Below are 24037 nucleotides of genomic sequence, written 5' to 3'. Positions count from 1 at the left end.
TTAAAATCCCCATGCCAGTGAAGAAGGGGCGTGACTTTAGCGAAATGTCGTCGCGGCGACAACTGGAATATGAAAGCAAGGCGTTAGGTGCGATTAGCGTTTATGCTGAAAGGTCAAATAAAGGAGAAAAGCATGTTTATCCTGAGCTGGCAGCCGCCTTACGACTGGTCGTGGATATTGGGTTTTCTTGCCGCGCGTGCGGTGGACGGCGTGGAAACGGTAGGCGAGGGCTTTTATGCGCGCAGCCTGGTTGTGGGCGAGCATCGCGGGCTGGTCAGCGTGAGGCCCAATCTGTCCACCCACACTGTGCGGGTTAGCGTGAGCGCCGGATTACTTCCCGTCGCGCCGGCGTGTCTGGCGAAGGTTTCGCGTCTGTTTGATCTTGACTGCCAGCCCGCACAGGTTGCCGCCGTGCTGGGGGCGCTGGGCGAGGCCAGACCGGGGCTGCGTTTACCGGGATCAGTTGATACGTTTGAACAAGGCGTGCGGGCGATACTGGGGCAACTGGTGAGCGTCGCGATGGCGGCAAGGTTGACGGCGAAAGTGGCGCGCCGCTATGGCGAGGCGTTGCCGGATGCGCCCGATTATGTCTGTTTTCCCGGTCCGGTAACGCTGGCGTTGGCCGATCCGCTGGCGCTGAAAGCTCTGGGGATGCCGCTCCGGCGCGCCGAAGCGCTGATTCATCTGGCGCAGGCGACGCTTGCGGGAAAACTGGCGCTCACCGCGCCGCCGGACATTGAGCAGAGTGTTAAAAATTTACAAACGTTTCCGGGAATTGGCCGCTGGACGGCGAACTATTTCGCCCTGCGCGGCTGGCAGGCAAAAGATATCTTTTTGCCCGATGATTACTTAATTAAGCAGCGCTTCGTCGGGATGACACCCGCGCAAATCCGCCGCTACGCGGAGCGCTGGAAACCGTGGCGTTCCTACGCGCTACTGCATATCTGGTATACCCACGGCTGGCAACCGTCAATGGATAGCGAAATAGCTGGTATTCAGTAACAAATCCAGCGGTTGCGCTTCGGCGATGGTGTCGCCATAAATCAGATCCACGCCAATACGGGAGAGCGTATCCAGCACCTGTGGGTTTTGTACCGGTCCGGCGAGCGTTTTGATGTCCAGACGCTGGGCGTGTCCCTGAATAATCGAGGCCAGCATTTCATCCATTAAACTCTCATGAACGTTGGCGATAAGGTCGCTATCCAGCAGTAAATAATCGGCGATATCCGGGGGCAGTAAATTAAACAGATGTAAATCGCGCCCGACATGGCTGAGAATAACCTGGCAGCCGCGTAACCGCAGTTTTTGCAGAGTCGCAATGGCGGTCTGTGCCTGCTTAACGATAATGTCAGCCGGAATAATCAGGTGTAACAACTGTGGCGGCAGCGGGCTATGTTCCAGTTGTTCCAGCAGTTCATCAATAAGGGTAGCGCTGCATAATCCCGCGGCGGACAGCGGCAGCGCGACGCTTAATCCTTTGCTGGCGACGGCGGTCGCCGCATGATGGAAAAACTCATGGAATACCCGTCGGTCGAGCGCATGATGCAGCGCGGAGTCGACTAATCCTGCCCGGAATGCACGTTCTTCCAGAACATCCCCTTCGCTGGTCCACAGCCTGAGTGAGACCAGCCAAAAGCTGGTGGCCTCCGGCGTACGCGGCGGTGCGACGTTTCTGGCAAGCATCAGCAGGTGGTTATTTTTAATCATATGCCACTGTTCTTCCAGCGGCATCTTTCCCGTTGAGGGGGATAATGCGTGCTGCGGTTCGTACACGGTCAGACGGCCGCGGCCGCTATTTTTCGCGGCGTAGCAGGCAATATCTGCCTGAGACATGACCTCTGTAAGCTGGCAGTTATGTTCATTTATCATTGTGATCCCGGCGCTGGCGCCGATCCGATGCAGGCGTCCTTCCCACATAAAATGATACTCATTAATGGCGTTGATAAGCCGCGTCGCGATAAAGCGCGCGCTGTCACTATTACTATCCGGCAGAAACAGCCCAAACTCGTCACCGCCCAGACGGGCTAAGAGATCGCCGGAGCGAAGCATACTGAGCATCAGCGACGCGAGCTCGCGCAACAAGGCGTCGCCGGCGGCATGACCCGCGCTGTCGTTAACCGCTTTAAAACGGTCCAGATCGATAAACACCAACGCATGATGTTGAGGCGATTCCTGTATTGTTTGCAGGCGTTGTTGAAGCCGTTTTTCAAAACTGGCGCGGTTGGCGAGATGGGTGAGGGCGTCATGGGTTGCGCTGTAGCTGAGCTGGCGTAACATTTTTCGTGATTCGGTGACATCCTGGATAACCAGAACCGAACCAATCTTATCGCCGTCAAGCGTGCTGAGCGGCGTGATATTGTAATGAATATCGTAGCTGCCGCCGTTATGACAATGGAGCACTACCTCCTGTTCCATGTCCGATCGTGACCTGTCGGCGCGATAAATATCCTCCAGCAGCGGCCCTTTATCACCTGACGTAATGCGCAGAACCGTTAATAATGGCGCGCCTAAAGCATCCTCTTGCCGCCAGCCGCTCATCTTTTCGGCGATCGGGTTCATAAAGGTGATATTCATAGCGACATCGATACACACCACCGCTTCTCCGATAGAGTCAAGAGTAATGTGCAACCGTTCTTTTTCCTGAAACAGCGCTTCGTTCGCTTGCGTAATGCGCTCCATCAACCGCTGGTTTTCCTGCTCGCTTTGCTTGAGATCGTTAATATCTTCAATCTGAGCAATAAAATAGAGAGGTTGATTGTCTTTATTACGAACCAGCGAGACGGCCAGCAGCGCCCAGACGACATCGCCGTTGCGGGTGTAGTAACGTTTTTCCATGGAATAGCTGTTGATGTCGCCGCGCACCAGCATGTTTAGCTGTTCAAGGTCGTTATTCAAGTCTTCCGGCCAGGTCAGTTGCTGAAATGTCATCGCGCGTAATTCATCCTGGCTATAGCCAAGAAAATGGCTCAGGGATTTATTGACCTGTAGCCACTGGCCCTCCGTACCGACCAGCGCCATGCCAATGGCGGAATACTCCATCGCGTTGCGAAAGCGGGATTCGCTCTCGGTGATATGTTTGCGCTCCGTGCGAAACGCGTACATCACCATCGTCATCATATTAGCGGGCAGCAGGATCATTAAAAAAGGCAGCCACGGCATATTGACCATCACGTCGGTTTTCTGCGTGGCGAGCAGCGTGGGATCATTGGCCAGCATGAGCGAGACCACGATAACGGTAGCTAAAAAAATTAAAAACGCCTCCATTCGCGGCAGGCGCACCGCACTCCACATCAGCAGGACGATAACGCACGTAAACGGCCACGGGATATAGCGCATAGCGAGCCAGCTTAGCGCCAGCGTAATGACCAGCGTCAATAGCGTTTCCAGCAACAGATGCGGGTCGCGATGACGCAACAGATAGTGTGGTTTAAACAGTAAACCTAACGGCACCAGCGCCAGCGCGCCGATGGCTTCCGATAATACCCAAATCAGAAACGCTTTCGAGGCGACCGCTTCCGGCGCTATCAGCCAAAATAACAGGCCGCCGAGTAGCGGCGGAATCACGGCGCTGCCGATAGCCAGACGGAACCAGTCATTCAAATTTTGTAAGGGGTTATACCGGGGGAGCAGTTTTCGCAGCAGTATCGCGCCAGTGGCTGCCTCGATAATATTTATTGCCGTCCAGCTAAAGTTAAGCGAGGCGGCAGGAAATAAAGTCAGTGAGGCGCCGATGCTGCCGAGCGAGCAGGCGACGGCGATCCCTGGCCACAGACGGCCCGCATGGCGGTAAAACGCTACCATCATAATGGAGGTGGGGAACCACAGCGGCGCGAGTTGGGCGCCGAAACGCGATAACGCGAGCGAAAAGAGCGTAAAGACAAACGCGACCAGGCCTAAACTGACCAGACGCAGCAGCGGGTGGGGGACGGTAACGAAAACATGTTGGGATGGTTTACTCATTACCACTCTATCCGAATCGCTGGTAACGTCGCGGAATACCGGACGCGTCAGTTTACTCTGTGATTATGCTAGTATAAACGCGTAATGATTTATACGCTGGCTGGATATAAATTGTGGTTCCCGGCGTATTACTCCTCCAGACGGGTCGATAAATCCGCTGTCCGCGTTAAAACTGAACGCTTTTACGTCGCAACGTCGAATGCACCGCCAACAAATTAACCGTGGTATAGCGCCGGACTGGTATCGCGCCGCTGAAATCCCTATAATTGCCGCGTTTGGCGTTTCGGCGCCCCCCTTCCTTACATCCAGGTTAATCAGGTCGCTAAATTTATGACTGATCAGTCTCATCAGTGCGTCATTATCGGTATCGCTGGCGCATCGGCTTCCGGCAAAAGTCTTATTGCCAGTACCCTTTACCGCGAATTGCGTGAACAAGTGGGTGACGAACATATTGGCGTTATTCCCGAAGACAGTTATTACAAAGATCAAAGCCATCTGTCGATGGAAGAACGCGTAAAAACCAACTATGACCATCCGAATGCGATGGATCACAGCCTGCTATTTCAGCATCTCCAGGCGCTCAAGCGCGGTTCGGCGATTGAATTACCGGTATACAGTTATGTTGAGCATACCCGTATGCAGGAAACGGTTCGCGTAGAACCGAAGAAAGTGATTATTCTTGAAGGTATTCTGTTACTGACCGACGCGCGTTTGCGTGAAGAGATGAACTTCTCTATTTTTGTCGATACGCCGCTGGATATCTGTTTGATGCGCCGTATCAAACGCGATGTGAACGAGCGTGGTCGCTCAATGGATTCGGTGATGGCACAATATCAGAAAACGGTGCGTCCGATGTTCCTGCAATTTATTGAGCCTTCCAAACAATATGCGGATATTATCGTGCCGCGCGGCGGTAAAAACCGCATCGCTATTGATATTCTGAAAGCGAAAATCAGCCAGTTCTTTGAATAAATCTGGCGAATTGTGTACCGTTCAGTGATAACCTGGTTAGCCCTTGATGTGCTTGATTTAAGGGCTTGATGCGCGAAAGGAGAAAGTGCCATGCGTTTATGCGACCGAGATATTGAAGCCTGGCTGGATGAAGGCCGTTTGTCTATCACCCCGCGACCTCCCGTAGAGCGCATTAACGGCGCGACGGTCGATGTACGTCTTGGCAATAAATTTCGAACCTTCCGTGGTCATACGGCGGCGTTTATCGATCTGAGCGGGCCGAAAGATGAAGTGAGCGCGGCGCTGGATCGCGTGATGAGCGATGAAATCGTTTTGCCGGACGGCGAGGCATTTTATCTGCATCCGGGCGAATTGGCGCTGGCCGTAACCTATGAGTCTGTTACCCTGCCGCCGGATTTAGTGGGCTGGCTGGATGGTCGTTCCTCGCTGGCGCGTCTGGGGCTGATGGTGCATGTGACGGCGCACCGTATCGATCCAGGCTGGTCGGGCTGCATTGTGCTTGAGTTTTACAACTCCGGGAAACTGCCGCTGGCATTGCGTCCGGGTATGCTCATCGGCGCGTTGAGCTTTGAGCCGCTGTCCGGCCCGGCGGCGCGGCCTTATAACCGCCGTCAGGATGCCAAATATCGCGATCAGCAGGGCGCCGTTGCCAGCCGGATTGATAAAGACTGAGCCATTCGGCGCAATACTGCCGGTCCATTGAGGGTAGCATGAGACGATTTCTGACGACGCTGATGATTCTCCTGGTCGTGCTGGTGGCCGGGTTTTCTGCGTTGGTATTGTTGGTCAATCCGAATGATTTCCGCGCCTACATGGTGCAGCAGGTTGCCGCGCGTAGTGGGTATCAGTTGCAACTGGACGGGCCGTTGCGCTGGCACGTATGGCCGCAGCTCAGCATCCTTTCCGGGCGAATGACGCTGACGGCGCAAGGTGCCAGCGAACCGCTGGTGCGGGCTGACAATATGCGCCTGGACGTCGCTTTATGGCCGCTATTGAGCCATCAGCTTCATGTTAAGCAGGTTATGCTGAAAGGCGGGGTGATACAACTGACGCCGCAAACGGAAGCGGTACGCAGTGATGATGCGCCAGTCGCGCCGAAAGACAATACATTGCCGGACGTAGCGGAAGATCGCGGCTGGTCGTTTGATATTCGTAGCCTGCGTGTTGCCGACAGCGTGCTGGTTTTTCAGCATGAAAATGATGAACAGGTCACGGTGCGCGATATTCATCTGAATATGGAACAAGATGCCGAACATCGCGGCACGTTTGATTTTTCGGGACGCGTGAATCGCGATCAGCGGGATCTTGCGTTATCGTTCAGCGGAACGGTGGATGCTTCCGATTATCCGCATAATTTAACCGCCGGTATTGAACAACTGCGCTGGCAATTGCAGGGCGCGGATCTACCGGCGCAGGGGATTGAGGGGCAAGGACAATTTCAGGCGCAGTGGCAGGAGGCGCAAAAACGCCTTTCATTTAATCACTTAAATTTAACGGCGAATGACAGTTCTCTGACCGGGCACGTTCAGGTGACACTGGCGGAGCGGCCGGAATGGCAAATTGACCTCCAGTCCGGCAGACTTAATCTGGATAACCTGTTGCCGCATCATAACACCGTGGCACAGACGAACGGCGCGACGTCGCAGGGGCAAAATACGCTCCCCCTGACCAGGCCAGTTATCGCATCGCGTGTTGATGCGCCGCCTTATCAGGGGTTGCAAAGCTTTACGGCGGTGATTTCTTTGCAGGCGGATTCAGTTCGCTGGCGGGGAATGGACTTTACCCAGGTTTCGACGAAGATGTCTAATCAGGCCGGATTGCTGGATATCACCGAGTTACAGGGGAAGCTGGCCGACGGACAGATGTCGCTGCCCGGCACGCTGGATGCCCGCACCGCCAGTCCGCGCATCATATTCCATCCTCGCCTCAACCATGTTGAGATTGGAACTATCCTGAAAGCCTTTAATTATCCGATTAGCCTGACCGGTAAAATGTCGCTGGTTGGCGATTTCTCCGGGGCAGATATTGACGCGGAGGCATTTCGCCACAACTGGAAGGGAAAAGCGCATGTTGATATGAGCAATACGCGACTCGAAGGAATGAATTTCCAGCAACTGGTGCAGCAGGCCGTAGAGCGAAGCGGCGGCGACGCGCAGCAGTCGCAGGAAAATATGGACAACGCGACCCGACTGGACCGCTTCACGACCAATCTGATGCTCAACAAGGGCACGCTGAGGCTCGACGATATGTCCGGGCAATCTTCTATGCTGGCGTTAACCGGCAGTGGAACTCTGGACCTGGTTAAGCAGAGCTGCGATACGCAATTTAATCTGCGTGTGCTGGGCGGCTGGAACGGCGATAGCAACCTGATCACCTTCCTGAAAGAGACGCCGGTGCCGTTGCGCGTCTATGGCAAGTGGCAGGAACTGAACTACACCCTGCAAGTTGATCAGTTATTACGTAAGCATTTGCAGGATGAAGCGAAGCGTCGGCTCAGCGACTGGGCGGATCGCAATAAAGATACCCGCAACGGTAAAGATGTGAAGAAGCTGCTGGATAAGCTGTAGTTTTTGGCCAAAGGGGAGTGCCGGATGTCGACGCTAACGCGCTTCCGGCCTACCTGGCAAGTAGGCCGGGACAGGTGAACAGGCGTTACACCTCGTATTCTGGCTCATCGTTATGCAGCGGAATTAACTGCACTTTCTGCACACGATGGCTTTCTACCTGCAATGTTTTCAGCAAATAATTGCCCACCTGAACCTCTTCACCGGTTTTCGGTATGCGCTGCAAATATTCCATTAATAAACCGGCAATCGTATGATATTCCCGTTTTTCATCCAGCGGTAGCGGCACGTACTGCACCAAATCCTCCAGCGGCATATGGCCGTTTGCCGTCCAGGAACCATCCGGGTTCTTCTGAATATCGTGGCGGGCGTCAATTTCCTCGGCTTCATTCGGCAAATTACCGGCGATAGTCTCCATGACATCGCTTAATGTCACAATGCCTTCAACCGAGCCAAACTCATCTACGACAAAGGCAAAATGGGTTCTGGCGTTACGGAACTGCTCCAGCGCAGGCAGCAGAGGCAATACTTCCGGGAAAACCAGCGGTTGGCGAATCAGAGCCCGCAGGTTGAGCGGTTCGCCGCGCAGCGATTGTTGCAACAGATCGATGACGTGGACGACGCCGAGTAAATCTTCCTGGTCATTTTCACCGGTCACGACCAGACGCGTATGCTGGTTCTTTTCCAGCAGAGCGCGGATTTCCGCTTCCGGCGCGTTGAGATCGATATGCTCGATATCGTGACGTGATGTCATGATGCTACTCACGGTGCGCTGGTTGAGATTCAGCACCCGCTCAATCATCCTGCGCTCCTGCGGATTAAAAATCTGGCTGTCGTCATGGTCTGCCAGCATCGCGGCGGTTTCCGCATCCAGTTCGGCATCCTCTTTTTTACCGCTAATCAGACGCATCACGGCTTCCGCTGTGCGCTGGCGCAGCGTATGGTTAGCGGAAAGAAAACGGCGGCGGTTAAAAATAGCCAATTGGTTGAGCGCCTCGATCATCACCGAGAAGCCGATAGCGGCGTACAGATACCCTTTCGGAATATGGAAGCCAAACCCTTCCGCCACCAGACTAAAGCCGATCATCAGCAGGAAGCTAAGACACAAAATCACAATGGTCGGATGGTTGTTCACAAACCGGGTCAGTGACTTGCTGGCGAGCAGCATCAGGCTAATGGCGATTATCACTGCCGCCATCATGACTGCCAGGTGATCGACCATCCCCACGGCGGTAATCACGGAGTCGAGAGAAAAGATAGCGTCCAGCACCACGATTTGCGCGACCACCGCCCAGAATTTCGCCCCCTTACGCTGGGTAGGGTTAGCACTATCTTTCCCTTCCAGCCGCTCGTTGAGCTCCATGGTGGCTTTAAAGAGCAGGAAGAAGCCGCCGAACAGCATAATCAGATCGCGGGCGCTGAAGCTTAACGCCTGTACGCTAAAGAACGGCTTAGTCAAGGTGACCAGCCACGAGATTGACGCCAGCAGCAGCAGGCGCATGATCATCGCCAGTATCAGGCCGGTAATGCGCGCGCGGTCGCGCTGCCCCGGCGGTAGTTTTTCAGCGAGGATGGCAATAAAGACCAGGTTATCAATGCCGAGAACAAGTTCGATAACGATTAACGTTACTAGTCCGGCCCAGATTGACGGATCGGCAATCCATTCCATAGTAAGAGCAATACCTTCTGTAATATGACAATTGTCACAATTCGATCATGGATAATACGGCGGGAAAATGCAATGCCGCAGAGCAATTTCTCTTTGTTATGGGGCTATAAAATAACTTTAAAATAGCCGTAATGTTTCTGTCAGAAACTAAATAATATTAAAAATATATTTAGGAAATATCGTAGGTAGGGTGAGGTAAATAAATATTGTCAACATCAATAAAATCCTAAAATTATCTGTTAATTCATTTAATATTAATCTTAAAAATATAGAATGGCGGTTTGTTACCTTGCCTGTCATTAGGTTAGCTGCAACAATTCTTGCAGGATTAAGGTAGCGCTCTTAAATATCCTGTCACGACATCAAGAAAACTATTAATACGTAACCTTTATTTCGCTGAAGATTTTTATCTGAATGAGGATGAAATCGGAGGGAAGTGCAAAAATTTAAAATAATCAGTGCATTGGTAGCTAAGAAGCCAGGGGCGGTAGCGTGCCTGAAAGCCTGAATATAAGCCTTTGTTATTCTGTCAATAGCCTGCGGATGAATTGATTTTTTTTCAGAATGATGCCAGTTAATTTTCGCTTCCATTAACTGCAAGGTAAATGTGCACGGACGAAGCCGCTATTTAAATTGCACAGGATAATTACTCTGCCAAAGTGATAAATAATCAATGATGAAATCCAAAATGAAATTGATGCCATTATTGGCGTCACTCAGCTTGATAAGTGGCTGCACAGTACTTCCGGGCAGCAATATGTCTACGATGGGGAAAGATGTGATCAAACAGCAAGACGCTGATTTTGATCTCGACCGGATGGTCAATGTGTATCCGCTGACGCCACGGCTGGTTGAGCAATTACGCCCGCGGCCCAATGTCGCGCAACCGAATATGTCGCTGGACCAGGAGATCGCCAGTTATCAGTATCGCGTTGGGCCTGGCGATGTGCTGAATGTCACCGTCTGGGATCACCCTGAATTGACCACGCCAGCAGGCCAGTACCGTAGCTCAAGCGATACCGGCAACTGGGTACAGCCGGACGGCACCATGTTTTATCCCTACATCGGCAAGGTTAGCGTCGTCGGTAAAACTTTGTCAGAGATTCGCAGCGATATTACCGGGCGTTTAGCGAAGTACATCGCGGACCCGCAGGTGGATGTCAATATTGCCGCTTTCCGTTCGCAAAAAGCGTATATCTCCGGCCAGGTGAACAAATCCGGCCAGCAGGCCATTACTAACGTACCGCTAACCGTCCTGGATGCGATTAACGCTGCGGGCGGCCTGACCGATATGGCGGACTGGCGCAACGTCGTGTTGACGCACAACGGCAAAGAACAACGCATTTCGCTACAGGCGCTGATGCAAAATGGCGATCTTAGCCAGAACCGCTTGCTCTACCCTGGCGACATTCTGTATGTGCCGCGCAATGACGATCTGAAAGTCTTTGTGATGGGCGAAGTGAAAAAACAGAGCACCCTCAAAATGGACTTCAGCGGCATGACGCTCACCGAAGCATTAGGCAATGCGGAAGGCATCGATCTGACCACCTCCAACGCCAGCGGCATCTTTGTGATTCGTCCGTTGAAAGGCGAGGGTGGGCGTGGCGGCAAGATCGCCAATATCTACCAGCTTGATATGTCTGACGCCACTTCATTGGTGATGGCGACGGAATTCCGACTTCAGCCTTACGATGTGGTGTACGTCACGACCGCGCCGGTTGCTCGCTGGAACCGTCTGATCAATCAGTTGCTGCCGACCATTAGCGGTGTCCGTTATATGACGGATACGGCCAGCGACATTCATTCCTGGTAATCGTTATGTTTAACAAAATTTTAGTGGTCTGTGTGGGGAACGTTTGCCGTTCCCCGACGGCTGAACGTTTGCTAAAGCGCTTTCATCCCTCGCTGACGGTTGCATCCGCCGGGTTAGGCGCGCTGGTCGGCAAAGGAGCCGATCCTGCGGCGGCGAGCGTGGCGAGCGCCCACGATCTGTCTTTGGAAAAACACTGCGCAAGGCAAATTTCCGCGCGTCTGTGCCGGGAATATGACCTGATTCTGACGATGGAGAAACGTCACATCGCCGCCCTGTGCGACATTGCGCCGGAAATGCGCGGCAAGGTAATGCTGTTTGGTCACTGGGACAGCGAGCGTGAAATACCGGACCCGTATCGCAAAAGCCGCGATGCGTTTGAGGCGGTGTACACATTACTGGAAAGGTCTGCCCGCCAGTGGGCGCAGGTACTGAATGCAGAGCAGGGAAAACCATGACAGAAAAAGTAAAACAATCTGCGGCGGCAACGGGTAGCGATGAAATCGATATCGGGCGTCTGGTCGGAACGGTGGTTGAAGCGCGTTGGTGGGTATTGGGAACGACGGCCATATTTGCGCTGTGTGCGATGACTTATACGCTCTTCGCCACGCCTATTTATAGCGCCGATGCGCTGGTGCAGATTGAACAAAACACCGGTAATTCGTTGGTACAGGATATCAACAGCGCATTAGCGAATAAGCCGCCGGCTTCCGATGCGGAAATTCAGTTAATCCGATCGCGTCTGGTGTTGGGAAAGACGGTTGACGATCTGGATCTGGATATTGCCGTAGCCAAGAACACCTTTCCGCTGTTCGGCGCCGGGTGGGAACGGCTGATGGGGCGTCAGAATGAAATGGTGAAAGTCACAACATTCACCCGGCCAGAGACGATGAGCGGACAGATTTTCACCCTTAAGGTGCTGGGCGACAAACGTTATCAGTTGGTCAGCGACGGCGGATTTAGCGCGCAGAGCGTTGTGGGCCAGACTCTCAATAAAGACGGTGTGACGATGCGGGTAGAGGCGATTGACGCCCGACCTGATACGGAATTTACGGTGAGTAAATTCTCAACGCTCGGCATGATTAATAATCTGCAAAATAACCTCACCGTGACGGAAACCGGCAAAGACACCGGGGTTCTGAGTTTGACGTTCACGGGAGAGGATCGCGACCAAATTCGTGAAATTCTCAACAGTATTACCCGTAACTATCTGCAACAGGATATTGCGCGGAAATCTGAAGAGGCGGGGAAGAGCCTGGCGTTTCTGGCAAAACAGTTGCCGGAAGTCCGCAGCCGTCTGGATGTGGCGGAAAACAAGCTAAACGCTTTCCGCCAGGATAAAGACTCGGTGGATTTGCCGCTGGAAGCGAAGGCGGTGCTCGATTCGATGGTTAATATCGACGCCCAGTTGAATGAGTTGACGTTTAAAGAGGCGGAAATTTCCAAGCTCTTTACCAAAGCGCATCCGGCTTACCGCACCCTGCTGGAAAAACGTAAAGCGCTGGAAGATGAAAAAGCCAAACTGAACGGGCGGGTGACGGCGATGCCGAAAACCCAGCAGGAGATTGTGCGTTTGACCCGCGATGTGGAGTCTGGCCAGCAGGTCTATATGCAACTGCTTAATAAACAGCAGGAGCTGAAAATCACCGAAGCCAGCACCGTTGGCGACGTGCGCATCGTTGACCCGGCGATTACCCAGCCGGGTGTGCTGAAGCCGAAAAAGGCGTTGATTATTCTCGGCAGCATTATTCTGGGATTAATGTTATCGATTGTCGGCGTGCTGCTGCGCTCGCTGTTTAATCGTGGTATCGAAAGCCCGCAGGCGCTGGAGGAGCATGGGATCAGCGTCTATGCCAGTATTCCGCTGTCGGAATGGCAAAAAGCGCGCGATAGCGTCAAAACCATTAAAGGGATTAAGCGTTACAAGCAGAGCCAACTGCTGGCGGTGGGCAATCCGACCGATCTGGCGATTGAGGCGATTCGCAGCCTGCGCACCAGCCTGCATTTCGCCATGATGCAGGCGCAAAATAATGTACTCATGCTCACAGGCGTCAGCCCCTCTATCGGTAAAACCTTTGTTTGCGCCAACCTGGCGGCCGTCATCAGCCAGACGCATAAACGGGTATTACTGATCGACTGCGATATGCGCAAGGGCTACACCCATGAACTGCTCGGCACCAATAACGTGGACGGCTTATCTGACATTCTGGCGGGCAAAGGCGAGATAGCCTCCTGCGCGAAACCCACGGCGATCGCTAATTTTGATCTTATTCCGCGCGGCCAGGTACCGCCTAATCCATCGGAATTGCTGATGAGCGAGCGCTTCGGCGAGCTGATCGCCTGGGCAAGCAGCCACTACGACCTGGTATTAATCGACACGCCGCCGATTCTGGCTGTGACGGACGCCGCGATTGTGGGTCGTCACGTCGGGACGACGCTGATGGTGGCGCGTTATGCCGTCAACACCTTAAAAGAGGTGGAAACCAGTCTGAGCCGTTTTGAACAGAATGGCATTCAGGTCAAAGGCGTGATCCTCAACTCCATTTTCCGCCGGGCGACGGGCTACCAGGATTATGGCTATTACGAGTATGAATACCAGTCAGATTCCAAATAAAAAATAAGGCGTGCCGGATGGCGCGGCCTGCGACTGTAGGCCGGATAAGCACAGCGCCATGCGGCAAAACTATCTGGGGAACAAGCATGACAACAGACAATCCGCTGATCTCAATTTATATGCCAACCTGGAACAGGCAGCAGTTGGCTATCCGGGCGATTAAATCAGTACTACGTCAGGACTACCGCCACTGGGAGATGATCATCGTGGATGATTGCTCCTCGTCTTATCAGCAGCTACAACAATTTGTTGAGGAGCTGAACGACTCGCGCGTCCGTTATACCCATAACGCCAGGAATACCGGCGCCTGCGCGGTACGCAACCAGGCCATTATGCAGGCGCAAGGCCACTACATTACCGGTATTGATGATGACGATGAATGGACGCCAAACCGTCTGAGCGTGTTTCTGGCCCATAAGCATCAGTTGACTACGCACGCCTTTTTGTATGCCAACGACTATGTGTGCGAGGGCGAGGTCTACTCTCAGCCTGCCAGTCTGCCGCTGTATCCGAAATCCCCTTATTCACGCCGCTTGTTCTACAAGCGCAATATTATTGGTAATCAGGTTTTTACCTGGGCCTGGCGTTTCAAAGCGTGTTTGTTCGATACCGAACTCAAGGCGGCGCAGGATTACGACATTTTTCTGCGCATGGTGGTGGAGTATGGCGAACCGTGGAAAGTCGAAGAGGCGACGCAAATTTTACATATCAACCACGGCGAGATGCAGATTACCTCTTCGCCGAAAAAATTCTCCGGCTATTTCCATTTTTATCGTAAGCACAAAGATAAATTCGATCGCGCCAGCAAAAAATACCAGCTTTTTACGCTGTATCAAATTCGCAATAAGCGAATGACCTGGCGCACGTTGCTGACGTTGCTCTCCGTGCGTAATAGCAAACGTCTGGCGGCCGGGCTGCGGGGGCGATAACGATGCTGGAAGACTTACGCGCGAATAGCTGGAGCTTACGACCCTGTTGCATGGTGCTGGCCTACCGTATCGCTCATTTTTGTTCCGTCTGGCGCAAAAAGAATGTGCTGAATAATCTGTGGGCCGCGCCGGTGCTGGTGCTGTATCGCGTGATCACGGAGTGCCTGTTCGGGTATGAAATCCAGGCCGCGGCGACCATTGGTCGGCGGTTCACTATCCATCATGGTTACGCGGTAGTGATCAACAAACATGTCGTCGCAGGCGACGATTTTACCATTCGCCACGGCGTCACCATCGGCAATCGCGGCGCGGACAGCCTGGCTTGTCCGGTAATTGGCCACAGCGTCGAGCTGGGGGCGAATGTCATCCTGCTTGGCGATATTACTATCGGTAATCACGTCACGATTGGCGCTGGCAGCGTGGTGCTTGACAGTATTCCGGACCATGCGCTGGTGGTGGGAGAAAAAGCACGGGTGAAGGTCAATACATGAATATTCTGCAATTTAATGTACGGCTGGCGGAAGGCGGCGCAGCGGGAGTGGCGTTGGATCTTCATCTGCGGGCGTTGCAAAAAGGACTGACGTCGCATTTTGTCTATGGTTATGGCAAAGGCGGAAAAAAAAGCGTCAGTCACCACCGCTATCCGCAGGTGATAAAACAGACGCCGCGCGGCACGGCAATCGCTAATATTGCGTTGTTTCGTTTCGTGAATCGCGACTTGTTTGGCAATCTCGATAATCTTTACCGCACGGTTATCCAGACATCCGGCCCGCTGGTGCTGCATTTTCATGTTCTCCACAGTTACTGGCTAAACCTGGCGGACATCGTGACGTTTTGCGAAAAAGTCAAAATGCAAAAACCGGACGTCACGCTGGTCTGGACGCTGCACGATCACTGGAGCGTCACCGGGCGTTGCGCCTTCACCGACGGTTGCGAGGGCTGGAAAAGCGGCTGCCAAAAATGCCCGACCCTAAGCAATTATCCGCCGGTCAAGGTGGATCGGGCGCACCAGCTTGTTGACGGAAAACGTCAGCGCTTTCGTGACATGCTGCGGCTGGACTGCCGGTTTATTTCGCCGAGCCAGCACGTGGCCGAGGCCTTTAACAGCGTTTATGGCGCGGGGCGCTGCCGGATTATTAACAACGGTATCGATCTGGCGACCGAGGCGATTCTCGCGGAACTCTCGCCTGCGCCGCAGATCGCGGACAAACCGCGGATCGCCATTGTGGCACATGACTTACGTTACGACGGTAAAACCGACCAGCGTCTGGTACATGACATGATGGCGCTGGGCGAAAAAATTGAACTGCACACCTTCGGTAAATTTTCGCCTTTTACCGGGAAGAACGTCGTTAATCACGGTTTTGAAACCGATAAGCGTAAATTAATGAGTGCGCTCAATGAGATGGATGCGCTGGTCTTTAGCTCGCGGGTCGATAACTATCCGCTGATCTTGTGTGAAGCACTCTCGATCGGCGTACCGGTGATCGCTACCCACAGCGAGGCGGCGCAGGAGGTGCTGGCGAAATCCGGCGGTCAAACCTTTGCCGCTACAGATGTACTACGCCTGGCGCAGCGGCGTAAGCCGGAGATTGCTCAGGCGGTATTTGGCGCAACGCTGGACGCCTTTCGCGTGCGTAGCCGTGCCGCGTACAGCGGTCAACAGATGCTGGAGGAGTATGTCTCGTTCTATCAGAATCTGTAGCTACCTGCTGCTGCCGCTAATCTACTTACTGGTCAACGTCAAAATCGCCCAACTGGGGGAAAGCTTTCCCATTACCATCGTCACTTTTTTACCGCTGTTGCTGCTGTTATTTGTGGAACGCATCAGCGTAAAAAAATTGATGATCGCCTTAGGCATCGGCGCGGGGCTTACGGCATTTAACTTCCTGTTCGGCCAGTCGCTGAATGCCGGTAAATATGTCACGTCCACAATGCTGTTTGTCTATATTGTGATCATTATCGGGATGGTCTGGAGTATTCGCTTCAAAACCATTTCCGCGCATAACCACCGAAAGGTTTTGCGTTTTTTTTATCTGGTAGTGGGTGTCGTAGTAACGCTCGCCGCGGTTGAGATGGCGCAAATTATCCTCACCGGCGGCAGCAGTATTATGGAAGGAATTTCGAAATATCTTATTTACAGTAATAGCTATGTACTGAACTTCATAAAATTTGGCGGTAAGCGTACTACTGCGCTTTATTTTGAACCGGCATTTTTTGCTTTGGCACTAATCTCAATTTGGCTGAGCATCAAACAGTTTGGTATCAAAACACCGAAAAGCGATGCTATGATTCTGGCAGGAATAATATTATCAGGATCATTTTCAGGGGTCATGACTTTTATCCTGTTTTACCTTCTGGAGTGGGCGTTCCAATATTTGAATAAGGATGCGATAAAGAAAAAACTTCCACTGGCGCTGGTCTCATTAACCCTGTTTTTGGTTGGAGTAATTATTGCATTTCCTTATATTGCGACACGACTTGGTGATTTAGGGACGGAAGGCTCATCTTCTTATTATCGTATTGTGGGACCATTAGTCATGGTCGGATATTCCTTGACCCATATTGATGGTGTAGTCAGATTTGGCTCACTTTATGAATATGTTGCATCATTCGGAATCTTTAACGGTGCGGATGTCGGGAAAACCATAGACAATGGATTGTATCTGCTGATTATTTATTTTTCCTGGTTCGCAGTGCTGATGACGCTGTGGTATATGGGGAAAGTTTTAAAAATGGCGCTAAATGCGTTTGGCGATAATCGCAATTTTCGGGTGCAGCTCTATCTTTTTATGCCGGTGTCGCTGTTTTTTACCGGTTCAATATTTAGCCCGGAATATGCTTTTTTAATCGTCTGTCCGTTCATTTTGCGCAAGGCGTTAAAAATTTCATAACGGGGTGGTTGTATGTTTTTAAGCGTCGTTACCGTCGCCTTTCGCAATTACGAAGGGGTGGTAAAAACCTGGCGCTCGCTGCGCAATCTGGCGCGCGATCCGGGTCTGTCATTTGAATGGATCGTAGTGGATGGCGGTTCGGAGGACGGCACGCGCGAATTTCTGCAAAAACGTCACGATGAGTTTAACCTGCGTTTTGTCAGTGAAAAAGATCGCGGTATTTATGATGCCATGAACAAAGGCATAGCGCTGGCGCAGGGGCGCTATACCCTGTTTCTTAATTCCGGTGATACGTTTCATGATGATGTTGCGCTGTTTGTCCGCCAACTGGTGCGGCAAACGGGCGAGGCGATGTATATTGGCGACGCGCTGCTGGATTTTGGCGGCGGACATAAAATACGCCGGAAGGCTAAACCCGGGTGTTATATCTACCATAGTTTGCCAGCCAGCCATCAGGCGATATTTTTCCCGACGGCAGGGTTAAAAAAGCATCCCTATGATCTGCAATATAATGTCTCTTCAGATTATGCGCTGGCGGCCCGTCTCTATAAAACAGGTTATCCTTTCCGGCGAATTAACGGACTGGTGTCTGAATTTTCGATGGGCGGCGTGTCAACCTCGAATAATCTGGAATTATGTCAGGATGCAAAAAACGTACAGCGAAAAATATTACGTGTGCCAGGCTTTTGGGCGCAATTATCCTATTTATTACGTCTGAAAACGACGGGTAAAACAAAAGCGCGGTATAACAAAGTCTAATCACCAGGAGTTATTATGCAGGATCTTAGCGGCTTTACGGTGCCGAAGGAGTTCCGCGGCGCTAATGCGCTAAAAGTACAATTATGGTGGGTGGTACAGGCGACATTATTCGCAGGGTCGCCGCAAATATTCTATTGCTGGCGAGCCTTTTTACTGCGTCTGTTTGGCGCCAAAATCGGAAAAAAAGTGGTTATTCGACCGTCAGTAAAAATTACCTATCCGTGGAAATTAACCGTCGGCGATTATGCCTGGGTAGGCGACGACGCTGTGTTATATACGTTGGGTGAAATTAATATTGGCGCGCATGCGGTCATTTCACAAAAAGGTTATTTGTGTACCGGTAGCCATGATTATACCAGCGCCCATTTCGATATTAACGCCGCGCCGATTGTTATTGGCGAAAAATGTTGGCTGGCGACCGATGTTTTTGTCGCGCCCGGCGTGACGATAGGTCATGGCACCGTCGTCGGCGCGCGTAGCAGCGTATTTAAATCATTACCGGCAAATGCGATTTGTCGGGGCAATCCCGCAGTGGTAACGCGCCAGCGCGTTCAGAAAGTTACTCCCTAACGGGACTATTTGAGGAAATGAAAATGTCAAAAGTCGCACTCATTACTGGCGTAACCGGACAGGATGGGTCTTACCTGGCAGAATTTCTGCTGGAAAAAGGCTATGAGGTGCATGGTATCAAGCGCCGCGCGTCATCGTTTAATACCGAGCGCGTGGACCATATTTATCAGGACCCGCACAGCAGCAACCCGAAATTTCATCTGCATTATGGCGACCTGACCGACGCCTCCAACCTGACCCGCATTTTACAGGAAGTACAGCCGGATGAGGTCTACAACCTGGGCGCGATGAGCCACGTGGCGGTGTCGTTTGAGTCGCCGGAATATACCGCCGATGTGGATGCGATGGGCACGCTGCGCCTGCTGGAGGCGATCCGCTTCCTCGGTCTTGAAAAGAAAACGCGTTTCTACCAGGCTTCCACCTCTGAACTGTACGGTCTGGTGCAGGAGATCCCGCAGAAAGAGACCACGCCGTTCTACCCGCGTTCCCCCTATGCGGTGGCGAAACTGTACGCCTACTGGATCACTGTCAACTACCGTGAATCCTACGGTATTTACGCCTGTAACGGCATTCTGTTTAACCACGAATCTCCGCGTCGCGGCGAAACCTTCGTCACCCGTAAGATCACCCGCGCCATCGCCAATATCGCCCAGGGACTGGAGTCCTGTCTGTATCTCGGCAACATGGACTCGCTGCGCGACTGGGGCCATGCGAAAGATTACGTGCGGATGCAGTGGATGATGTTACAGCAGGAGCAGCCGGAAGATTTCGTGATTGCCACCGGCGTGCAGTATTCCGTACGCCAGTTTGTGGAGCTGGCGGCAGCGCAACTGGGGATAAAACTGCGCTTTGAAGGCGAAGGCATTGATGAGAAAGGGATCGTGGTATCCGTGTCCGGACACGATGCGCCGGGCGTGAAACCGGGCGATGTGATTGTGGCCGTTGATCCGCGCTATTTCCGTCCGGCGGAAGTGGAAACCCTGCTGGGCGACCCGTCCAAAGCGCATGAGAAACTGGGCTGGAAACCGGAAATCACCCTGTCGGAGATGGTCTCCGAGATGGTGGCGAACGATCTGGAGGCCGCGAAAAAACACTCACTGCTGAAATCTCACGGTTACGAGGTGGCCATCGCGCTGGAGTCCTGAGAATGAACAAGCAACGAATTTTTGTGGCTGGCCATCGCGGGATGGTGGGCTCCGCCATTGTACGGCAGCTTGCGCAGCGCGGCGACGTGGAGCTGGTGTTGCGCACCCGCGATGAGCTGGATCTGCTCGACGGGCGCGCGGTACAGGCGTTCTTTGCCGGGGCGGATATCGACCAGGTTTATCTGGCGGCGGCGAAAGTGGGCGGCATTATCGCCAACAACACGTATCCGGCGGATTTTATTTATGAAAACATGATGATAGAGAGCAACATTATTCACGCCGCGCACCTGCACAACGTGAACAAACTGCTGTTTCTCGGTTCGTCCTGTATCTATCCGAAACTGGCGAGGCAGCCGATGGCGGAAAGCGAGCTGCTGCAGGGGACGCTGGAGCCGACCAACGAGCCGTACGCCATCGCCAAGATCGCCGGGATTAAACTGTGCGAGTCCTACAACCGGCAGTACGGTCGCGACTACCGTTCGGTGATGCCGACTAACCTGTACGGCCCGCATGACAATTTCCATCCGGACAATTCACATGTGATCCCGGCGCTGCTGCGTCGCTTTCATGAGGCCGCGCAGAGCCACGCGCCGGAGGTGGTGGTGTGGGGCAGCGGAACGCCGATGCGCGAATTTCTGCACGTTGACGATATGGCGGCGGCCAGCATTCACGTGATGGAGCTGGCGCGCGAAGTGTGGCAGGAGAACACCGACCCGATGCTGTCGCACATTAACGTCGGCACCGGTGTGGACTGCACTATCCGCGAGCTGGCGCAGACCATCGCGAAGGTGGTGGGTTACCAGGGCCGGGTGGTGTTCGACGCCGCGAAGCCGGACGGCACGCCGCGTAAATTGCTCGACGTCACGCGCCTGCACCAGCTTGGCTGGTATCACGAAATTTCACTGGAGGCAGGGCTTGCCGGCACTTACCAGTGGTTTCTTGAGAATCAGCAGCGGTTCCGGGGGTGACAATGTTTTTACGCAAGGAAGATTTCGCCGCTGTGGTGCGGACCACGCCCCTCATCTCCCTCGATTTCATCGTGGAAAACGGGCAGGGGGAAATCCTGCTGGGCCAGCGTCTCAACCGTCCGGCGCAGGGCTACTGGTTTGTGCCGGGGGGGCGGGTGTGCAAAGACGAAACGCTGGAGGCTGCCTTCGAACGCCTGACGCAGGCGGAACTGGGCGTGCGTCTGCCGCTGGCGGCAGGGACGTTTTATGGCGTGTGGCAACACTTCTATGACGACAACTTTTCCGGAGAGGATTTTTCAACTCACTACATCGTGCTCGGCTTTCGTCTGCGCATGGCGGAGAGCGATTTACACCTGCCTGACGACCAGCATGGCGGTTACCGCTGGCTGACGCCGGAACAGCTTCTGGCAGGCGACAATGTTCATGATAACAGTCGGGCCTACTTCCTTCCTGACGCGCCGGCGGTGGGCCTGTGAAGATCCTGGTCTATGGCATTAACTATTCGCCGGAACTGACCGGTATCGGCAAATATACCGGCGAAATGGTGGCGTGGATGGCGCGGGAAGGCCATGAAGTGCGGGTAATCACTGCGCCGCCGTACTACCCGCAGTGGAAGGTTGGCGAGCGCTATTCCGCCTGGCGCTATTGCCGGGAAGAGGGCGAGGCTACCGTCTGGCGCTGCCCGTTGTATGTGCCGAAACAGCCCTCCACCTTAAAACGGTTGCTTCATCTGGGGAGCTTTGCATTGAGCAGTTTTTTCCCGCTGATGGCGCAGCGTCGCTGGAAGCCGGATCGGATTATCGGCGTTGTACCGACGCTCTTTTGTACGCCGGGAATGCGCCTGCTGGCGAAACTCTCCGGCGCGCGTACCGTACTGCATATTCAGGATTACGAAGTGGACGCCATGCTCGGCTTAGGGATGGCGGGAAAAGGCAAGCGCGGCAGCGTAGCGCGGTTAGCGGCGGCCTTTGAACGCAGCGCGCTGCGTAACGTTGATAACGTCTCGACCATCTCTCGCTCCATGATGAATAAAGCGCGGGAGAAGGGCGTCGCGGCGGAAAAAATCCTCTTTTTCCCGAACTGGTCGGAAGTGGCGCGCTTTCAGGACGTTAATGACGCTGACGTGACGGCTTTGCGTCAGCAGCTTGGTTTGCCAGAGGGCAACAAAATCGTGCTCTATTCCGGCAATATCGGCGAAAAGCAAGGACTGGAAAAGGTGATTGACGCCGCAGAGCGATTACGCGATCGACCACTGATTTTTGCGATTGTCGGCCAGGGGGGCGGCAAGGCGCGGCTGGAGAACATGGCCCGCGAACGCGGCCTGGCAAATATTAAATTCCTCCCGCTTCAGCCTTACGACGCCTTGCCCGCGTTGCTGAAAATGGGCGATTGTCATCTGGTGGTGCAAAAGCGCGGCGCGGCGGACGCGGTACTGCCCTCCAAGCTGACGAACATTCTGGCGGTCGGCGGCAACGCGGTGATTACCGCTGAGCCGCACACCGAATTAGGACAACTTTGCGCGCGCTATCCGGGCATCGCCGTTTGCGTGGAACCGGAATCGGCCGACGCGCTGGTCGACGGGATTAGCCAGGTGCTCGCCATGCCGAAAAACAACACGACGGCACGTGAATACGCCGAACGCACGCTCAATAAAGAGAATGTGCTAAGCCAATTTATTGCAGATATTCGGGGATGATAATGCGTCAGACAAAACTTTACCCGGTTGTGATGGCCGGAGGCTCCGGTAGCCGGTTGTGGCCGCTCTCTCGCGTGCTTTACCCAAAACAGTTTCTGTGCCTGAAAGGCGATCTCACCATGCTGCAAACCACCATTTGCCGTCTGAACGGCGTGGAGTGCGAAAGCCCGGTGGTTATCTGCAACGAACAGCACCGTTTTATCGTCGCCGAACAGCTCCGCCAGCTCAATAAGCTGACGGAGAACATTATTCTTGAGCCCGCCGGGCGCAATACCGCGCCGGCGATTGCGCTGGCGGCGCTGGCGGCGACGCGCCAGCATACGGACTGCGATCCGCTGATGCTGGTACTGGCGGCGGATCATGCGATCGCCAATGAAGGGGCCTTCCGCGACGCGGTGCGCAGCGCCATGCCCTATGCCGACGCGGGCAAACTGGTAACCTTCGGTATCGTGCCGGATCTGCCGGAAACCGGCTATGGCTATATCCGGCGCGGCGATGTCGTGCCGGGCGCGACGGATGCGGTGGCTTTTGAGGTGGCGCAGTTCGTTGAGAAGCCGGGGCTGGAAACCGCCCAGGCCTACGTCGCCAGCGGCGATTACTACTGGAACAGCGGCATGTTTCTGTTCCGCGCCGGACGCTATCTGGAAGAGCTGAAAAAGTTCCGCCCCGATATTCTGGCCGCCTGTGAACAGGCGATGCGCGGCGTCGATCCGGATCTTGACTTCATTCGCGTGGATGAAGAGGCCTTCCTCGCCTGTCCGCAAGAGTCCATTGACTATGCCGTGATGGAGCGGACGGCGGACGCGGTGGTGATGCCGATGGACGCGGGCTGGAGCGATGTCGGCTCGTGGTCCTCGCTATGGGAAATCAGCGCCCACACCCCGGAGGGAAACGTCCATCACGGCGACGTCATCAGCCATAAAACGGAAAACAGCTACGTTTACGCCGAATCCGGCCTGGTGACCACCGTCGGCGTGAAGGATCTGGTGGTGGTGCAGACCAAAGACGCGGTGCTGATTGCCGATCGCCACGCGGTGCAGGACGTAAAAAAGGTGGTGGAGAAGATCAAGGCCGACGGACGCCATGAGCACCACATGCACCGCGAGGTTTACCGTCCGTGGGGCAAATACGACTCCATCGACGCGGGCGAGCGCTATCAGGTGAAGCGTATTACCGTCAAGCCGGGGGAAGGACTGTCGGTGCAGATGCACCATCACCGCGCCGAGCACTGGGTGGTGGTGGCGGGGACCGCCAGAGTCACCATCAACGGCGAGGTTAAGCTGCTCGGTGAAAACGAGTCCATCTATATTCCGCTGGGGGCGACCCACTGCCTGGAAAATCCGGGAAAAATACCGCTCGATTTAATTGAAGTGCGTTCTGGTTCGTATCTCGAAGAGGACGACGTGGTGCGGTTCGAGGACCGTTACGGGCGGGTCTGACGCCTTAAATTATGCCCGGTAAGCGCAACGCGCCGTCCGGCAATGAAC

At 53.9% G+C, this 24037-nt stretch carries 20 protein-coding genes; 18 read left to right on the top strand and 2 right to left on the bottom strand.

From position 1 onward, the window contains the following. Positions 1–132: 132 nt before the first annotated feature. A complete protein-coding gene (gene alkA / locus F4V72_RS18925) occupies positions 133–1002 on the top strand; it encodes a DNA-3-methyladenine glycosylase 2 (RefSeq protein ID WP_150342493.1) in 870 nt (289 codons plus the stop codon). Here alkA and F4V72_RS18920 read toward each other — a convergent pair. Beyond that, positions 970–3960 (bottom strand): MASE1 domain-containing protein, encoded by a 2991-nt coding sequence (locus F4V72_RS18920; protein ID WP_150342492.1) that lies wholly within the window; start codon positions 3958–3960, stop codon positions 970–972. The genes alkA and F4V72_RS18920 overlap by 33 nt on opposite strands. Before the next feature lie 330 nt (positions 3961–4290). Here F4V72_RS18920 and udk point away from each other — a divergent pair, with 330 nt between their 5' ends. The 3 genes from udk to asmA all read left to right on the top strand — a co-directional run bounded on the left by udk (position 4291) and on the right by asmA (position 7499). After that, entirely contained in the window at positions 4291–4932 is a 642-nt protein-coding gene (udk, locus tag F4V72_RS18915; protein ID WP_000132082.1) for a uridine kinase, read from the top strand. A 90-nt stretch (positions 4933–5022) separates the two neighbouring features. Continuing rightward, on the top strand, positions 5023–5604 hold the full coding sequence (gene dcd / locus F4V72_RS18910; protein WP_001234784.1) for a dCTP deaminase: 582 nt from the start codon (positions 5023–5025) through the stop codon (positions 5602–5604). A gap of 38 nt (positions 5605–5642) precedes the next feature. Continuing rightward, positions 5643–7499 carry an outer membrane assembly protein AsmA gene (gene asmA, locus F4V72_RS18905; protein WP_023246957.1) on the top strand — a complete coding sequence of 619 codons (1857 nt, stop codon included), beginning with the start codon at positions 5643–5645 and terminating at the stop codon, positions 7497–7499. An 85-nt stretch (positions 7500–7584) separates the two neighbouring features. Here the strand turns inward: asmA and F4V72_RS18900 are convergent, their stop codons facing one another. Further along, on the bottom strand, positions 7585–9165 hold the full coding sequence (locus F4V72_RS18900) for a TerC family protein (RefSeq protein ID WP_136058200.1): 1581 nt from the start codon (positions 9163–9165) through the stop codon (positions 7585–7587). A gap of 673 nt (positions 9166–9838) precedes the next feature. On the opposite strand from F4V72_RS18900, the gene F4V72_RS18895 reads away from it, so the two are divergent. The 14 genes from F4V72_RS18895 (at position 9839) to cpsB (ending at position 23989) form a co-directional block, all read left to right on the top strand. Next, entirely contained in the window at positions 9839–10978 is a 1140-nt protein-coding gene (locus tag F4V72_RS18895) for a polysaccharide export protein (protein WP_000978077.1), read from the top strand. Positions 10979–10983: 5 nt separating this feature from the next. Then, a complete protein-coding gene (gene wzb / locus F4V72_RS18890) occupies positions 10984–11433 on the top strand; it encodes a low molecular weight protein-tyrosine-phosphatase Wzb (protein WP_023246959.1) in 450 nt (149 codons plus the stop codon). Continuing rightward, the gene (gene wzc / locus F4V72_RS18885; RefSeq protein ID WP_136058201.1) at positions 11430–13589 is read left to right on the top strand and encodes a tyrosine-protein kinase Wzc; all 2160 of its coding nucleotides are present in this window, start codon (positions 11430–11432) and stop codon (positions 13587–13589) included. Before wzb ends, wzc begins: the two co-directional genes overlap by 4 nt. Before the next feature lie 86 nt (positions 13590–13675). Then, a complete protein-coding gene (wcaA, locus tag F4V72_RS18880; RefSeq protein WP_023246961.1) occupies positions 13676–14518 on the top strand; it encodes a colanic acid biosynthesis glycosyltransferase WcaA in 843 nt (280 codons plus the stop codon). Between the two features lie 2 nt (positions 14519–14520). Next, on the top strand, positions 14521–15009 hold the full coding sequence (wcaB, locus tag F4V72_RS18875; protein ID WP_023246962.1) for a colanic acid biosynthesis acetyltransferase WcaB: 489 nt from the start codon (positions 14521–14523) through the stop codon (positions 15007–15009). Beyond that, entirely contained in the window at positions 15006–16223 is a 1218-nt protein-coding gene (gene wcaC / locus F4V72_RS18870; RefSeq protein ID WP_053528867.1) for a colanic acid biosynthesis glycosyltransferase WcaC, read from the top strand. The genes wcaB and wcaC overlap by 4 nt, the downstream gene beginning before the upstream one ends. Next, on the top strand, positions 16198–17412 hold the full coding sequence (wcaD, locus tag F4V72_RS18865; protein WP_053510404.1) for a colanic acid polymerase WcaD: 1215 nt from the start codon (positions 16198–16200) through the stop codon (positions 17410–17412). The genes wcaC and wcaD overlap by 26 nt, the downstream gene beginning before the upstream one ends. A 12-nt stretch (positions 17413–17424) precedes the next feature. Next, positions 17425–18171, top strand: a complete 747-nt coding sequence (gene wcaE / locus F4V72_RS18860; RefSeq protein WP_150342491.1) for a colanic acid biosynthesis glycosyltransferase WcaE — start codon at positions 17425–17427, stop codon at positions 18169–18171. A 15-nt stretch (positions 18172–18186) separates the two neighbouring features. After that, a complete protein-coding gene (wcaF, locus tag F4V72_RS18855) occupies positions 18187–18741 on the top strand; it encodes a colanic acid biosynthesis acetyltransferase WcaF (RefSeq protein WP_053510400.1) in 555 nt (184 codons plus the stop codon). 23 nt (positions 18742–18764) lie between these two features. Continuing rightward, on the top strand, positions 18765–19886 hold the full coding sequence (gene gmd, locus F4V72_RS18850) for a GDP-mannose 4,6-dehydratase (protein ID WP_023246967.1): 1122 nt from the start codon (positions 18765–18767) through the stop codon (positions 19884–19886). 2 nt (positions 19887–19888) lie between these two features. After that, a complete protein-coding gene (gene fcl, locus F4V72_RS18845) occupies positions 19889–20854 on the top strand; it encodes a GDP-L-fucose synthase (RefSeq protein WP_111764182.1) in 966 nt (321 codons plus the stop codon). A 2-nt stretch (positions 20855–20856) separates the two neighbouring features. Next, complete coding sequence (locus F4V72_RS18840; RefSeq protein ID WP_079813461.1) at positions 20857–21330, top strand: GDP-mannose mannosyl hydrolase; 474 nt, start codon at positions 20857–20859, stop codon at positions 21328–21330. Next, a complete protein-coding gene (wcaI, locus tag F4V72_RS18835; protein WP_053510395.1) occupies positions 21327–22550 on the top strand; it encodes a colanic acid biosynthesis fucosyltransferase WcaI in 1224 nt (407 codons plus the stop codon). Before F4V72_RS18840 ends, wcaI begins: the two co-directional genes overlap by 4 nt. Then, on the top strand, positions 22547–23989 hold the full coding sequence (gene cpsB / locus F4V72_RS18830) for a mannose-1-phosphate guanyltransferase (RefSeq protein ID WP_072158769.1): 1443 nt from the start codon (positions 22547–22549) through the stop codon (positions 23987–23989). Before wcaI ends, cpsB begins: the two co-directional genes overlap by 4 nt. Positions 23990–24037: the final 48 nt, after the last annotated feature.

The organism is Salmonella enterica subsp. diarizonae, assembly GCF_008692785.1.
Lineage (GTDB): Bacteria > Pseudomonadota > Gammaproteobacteria > Enterobacterales > Enterobacteriaceae > Salmonella > Salmonella diarizonae.
Note: the sequence above shows the minus strand (reverse complement) of the source record. Positions and strands in the feature narration are given on the sequence as shown.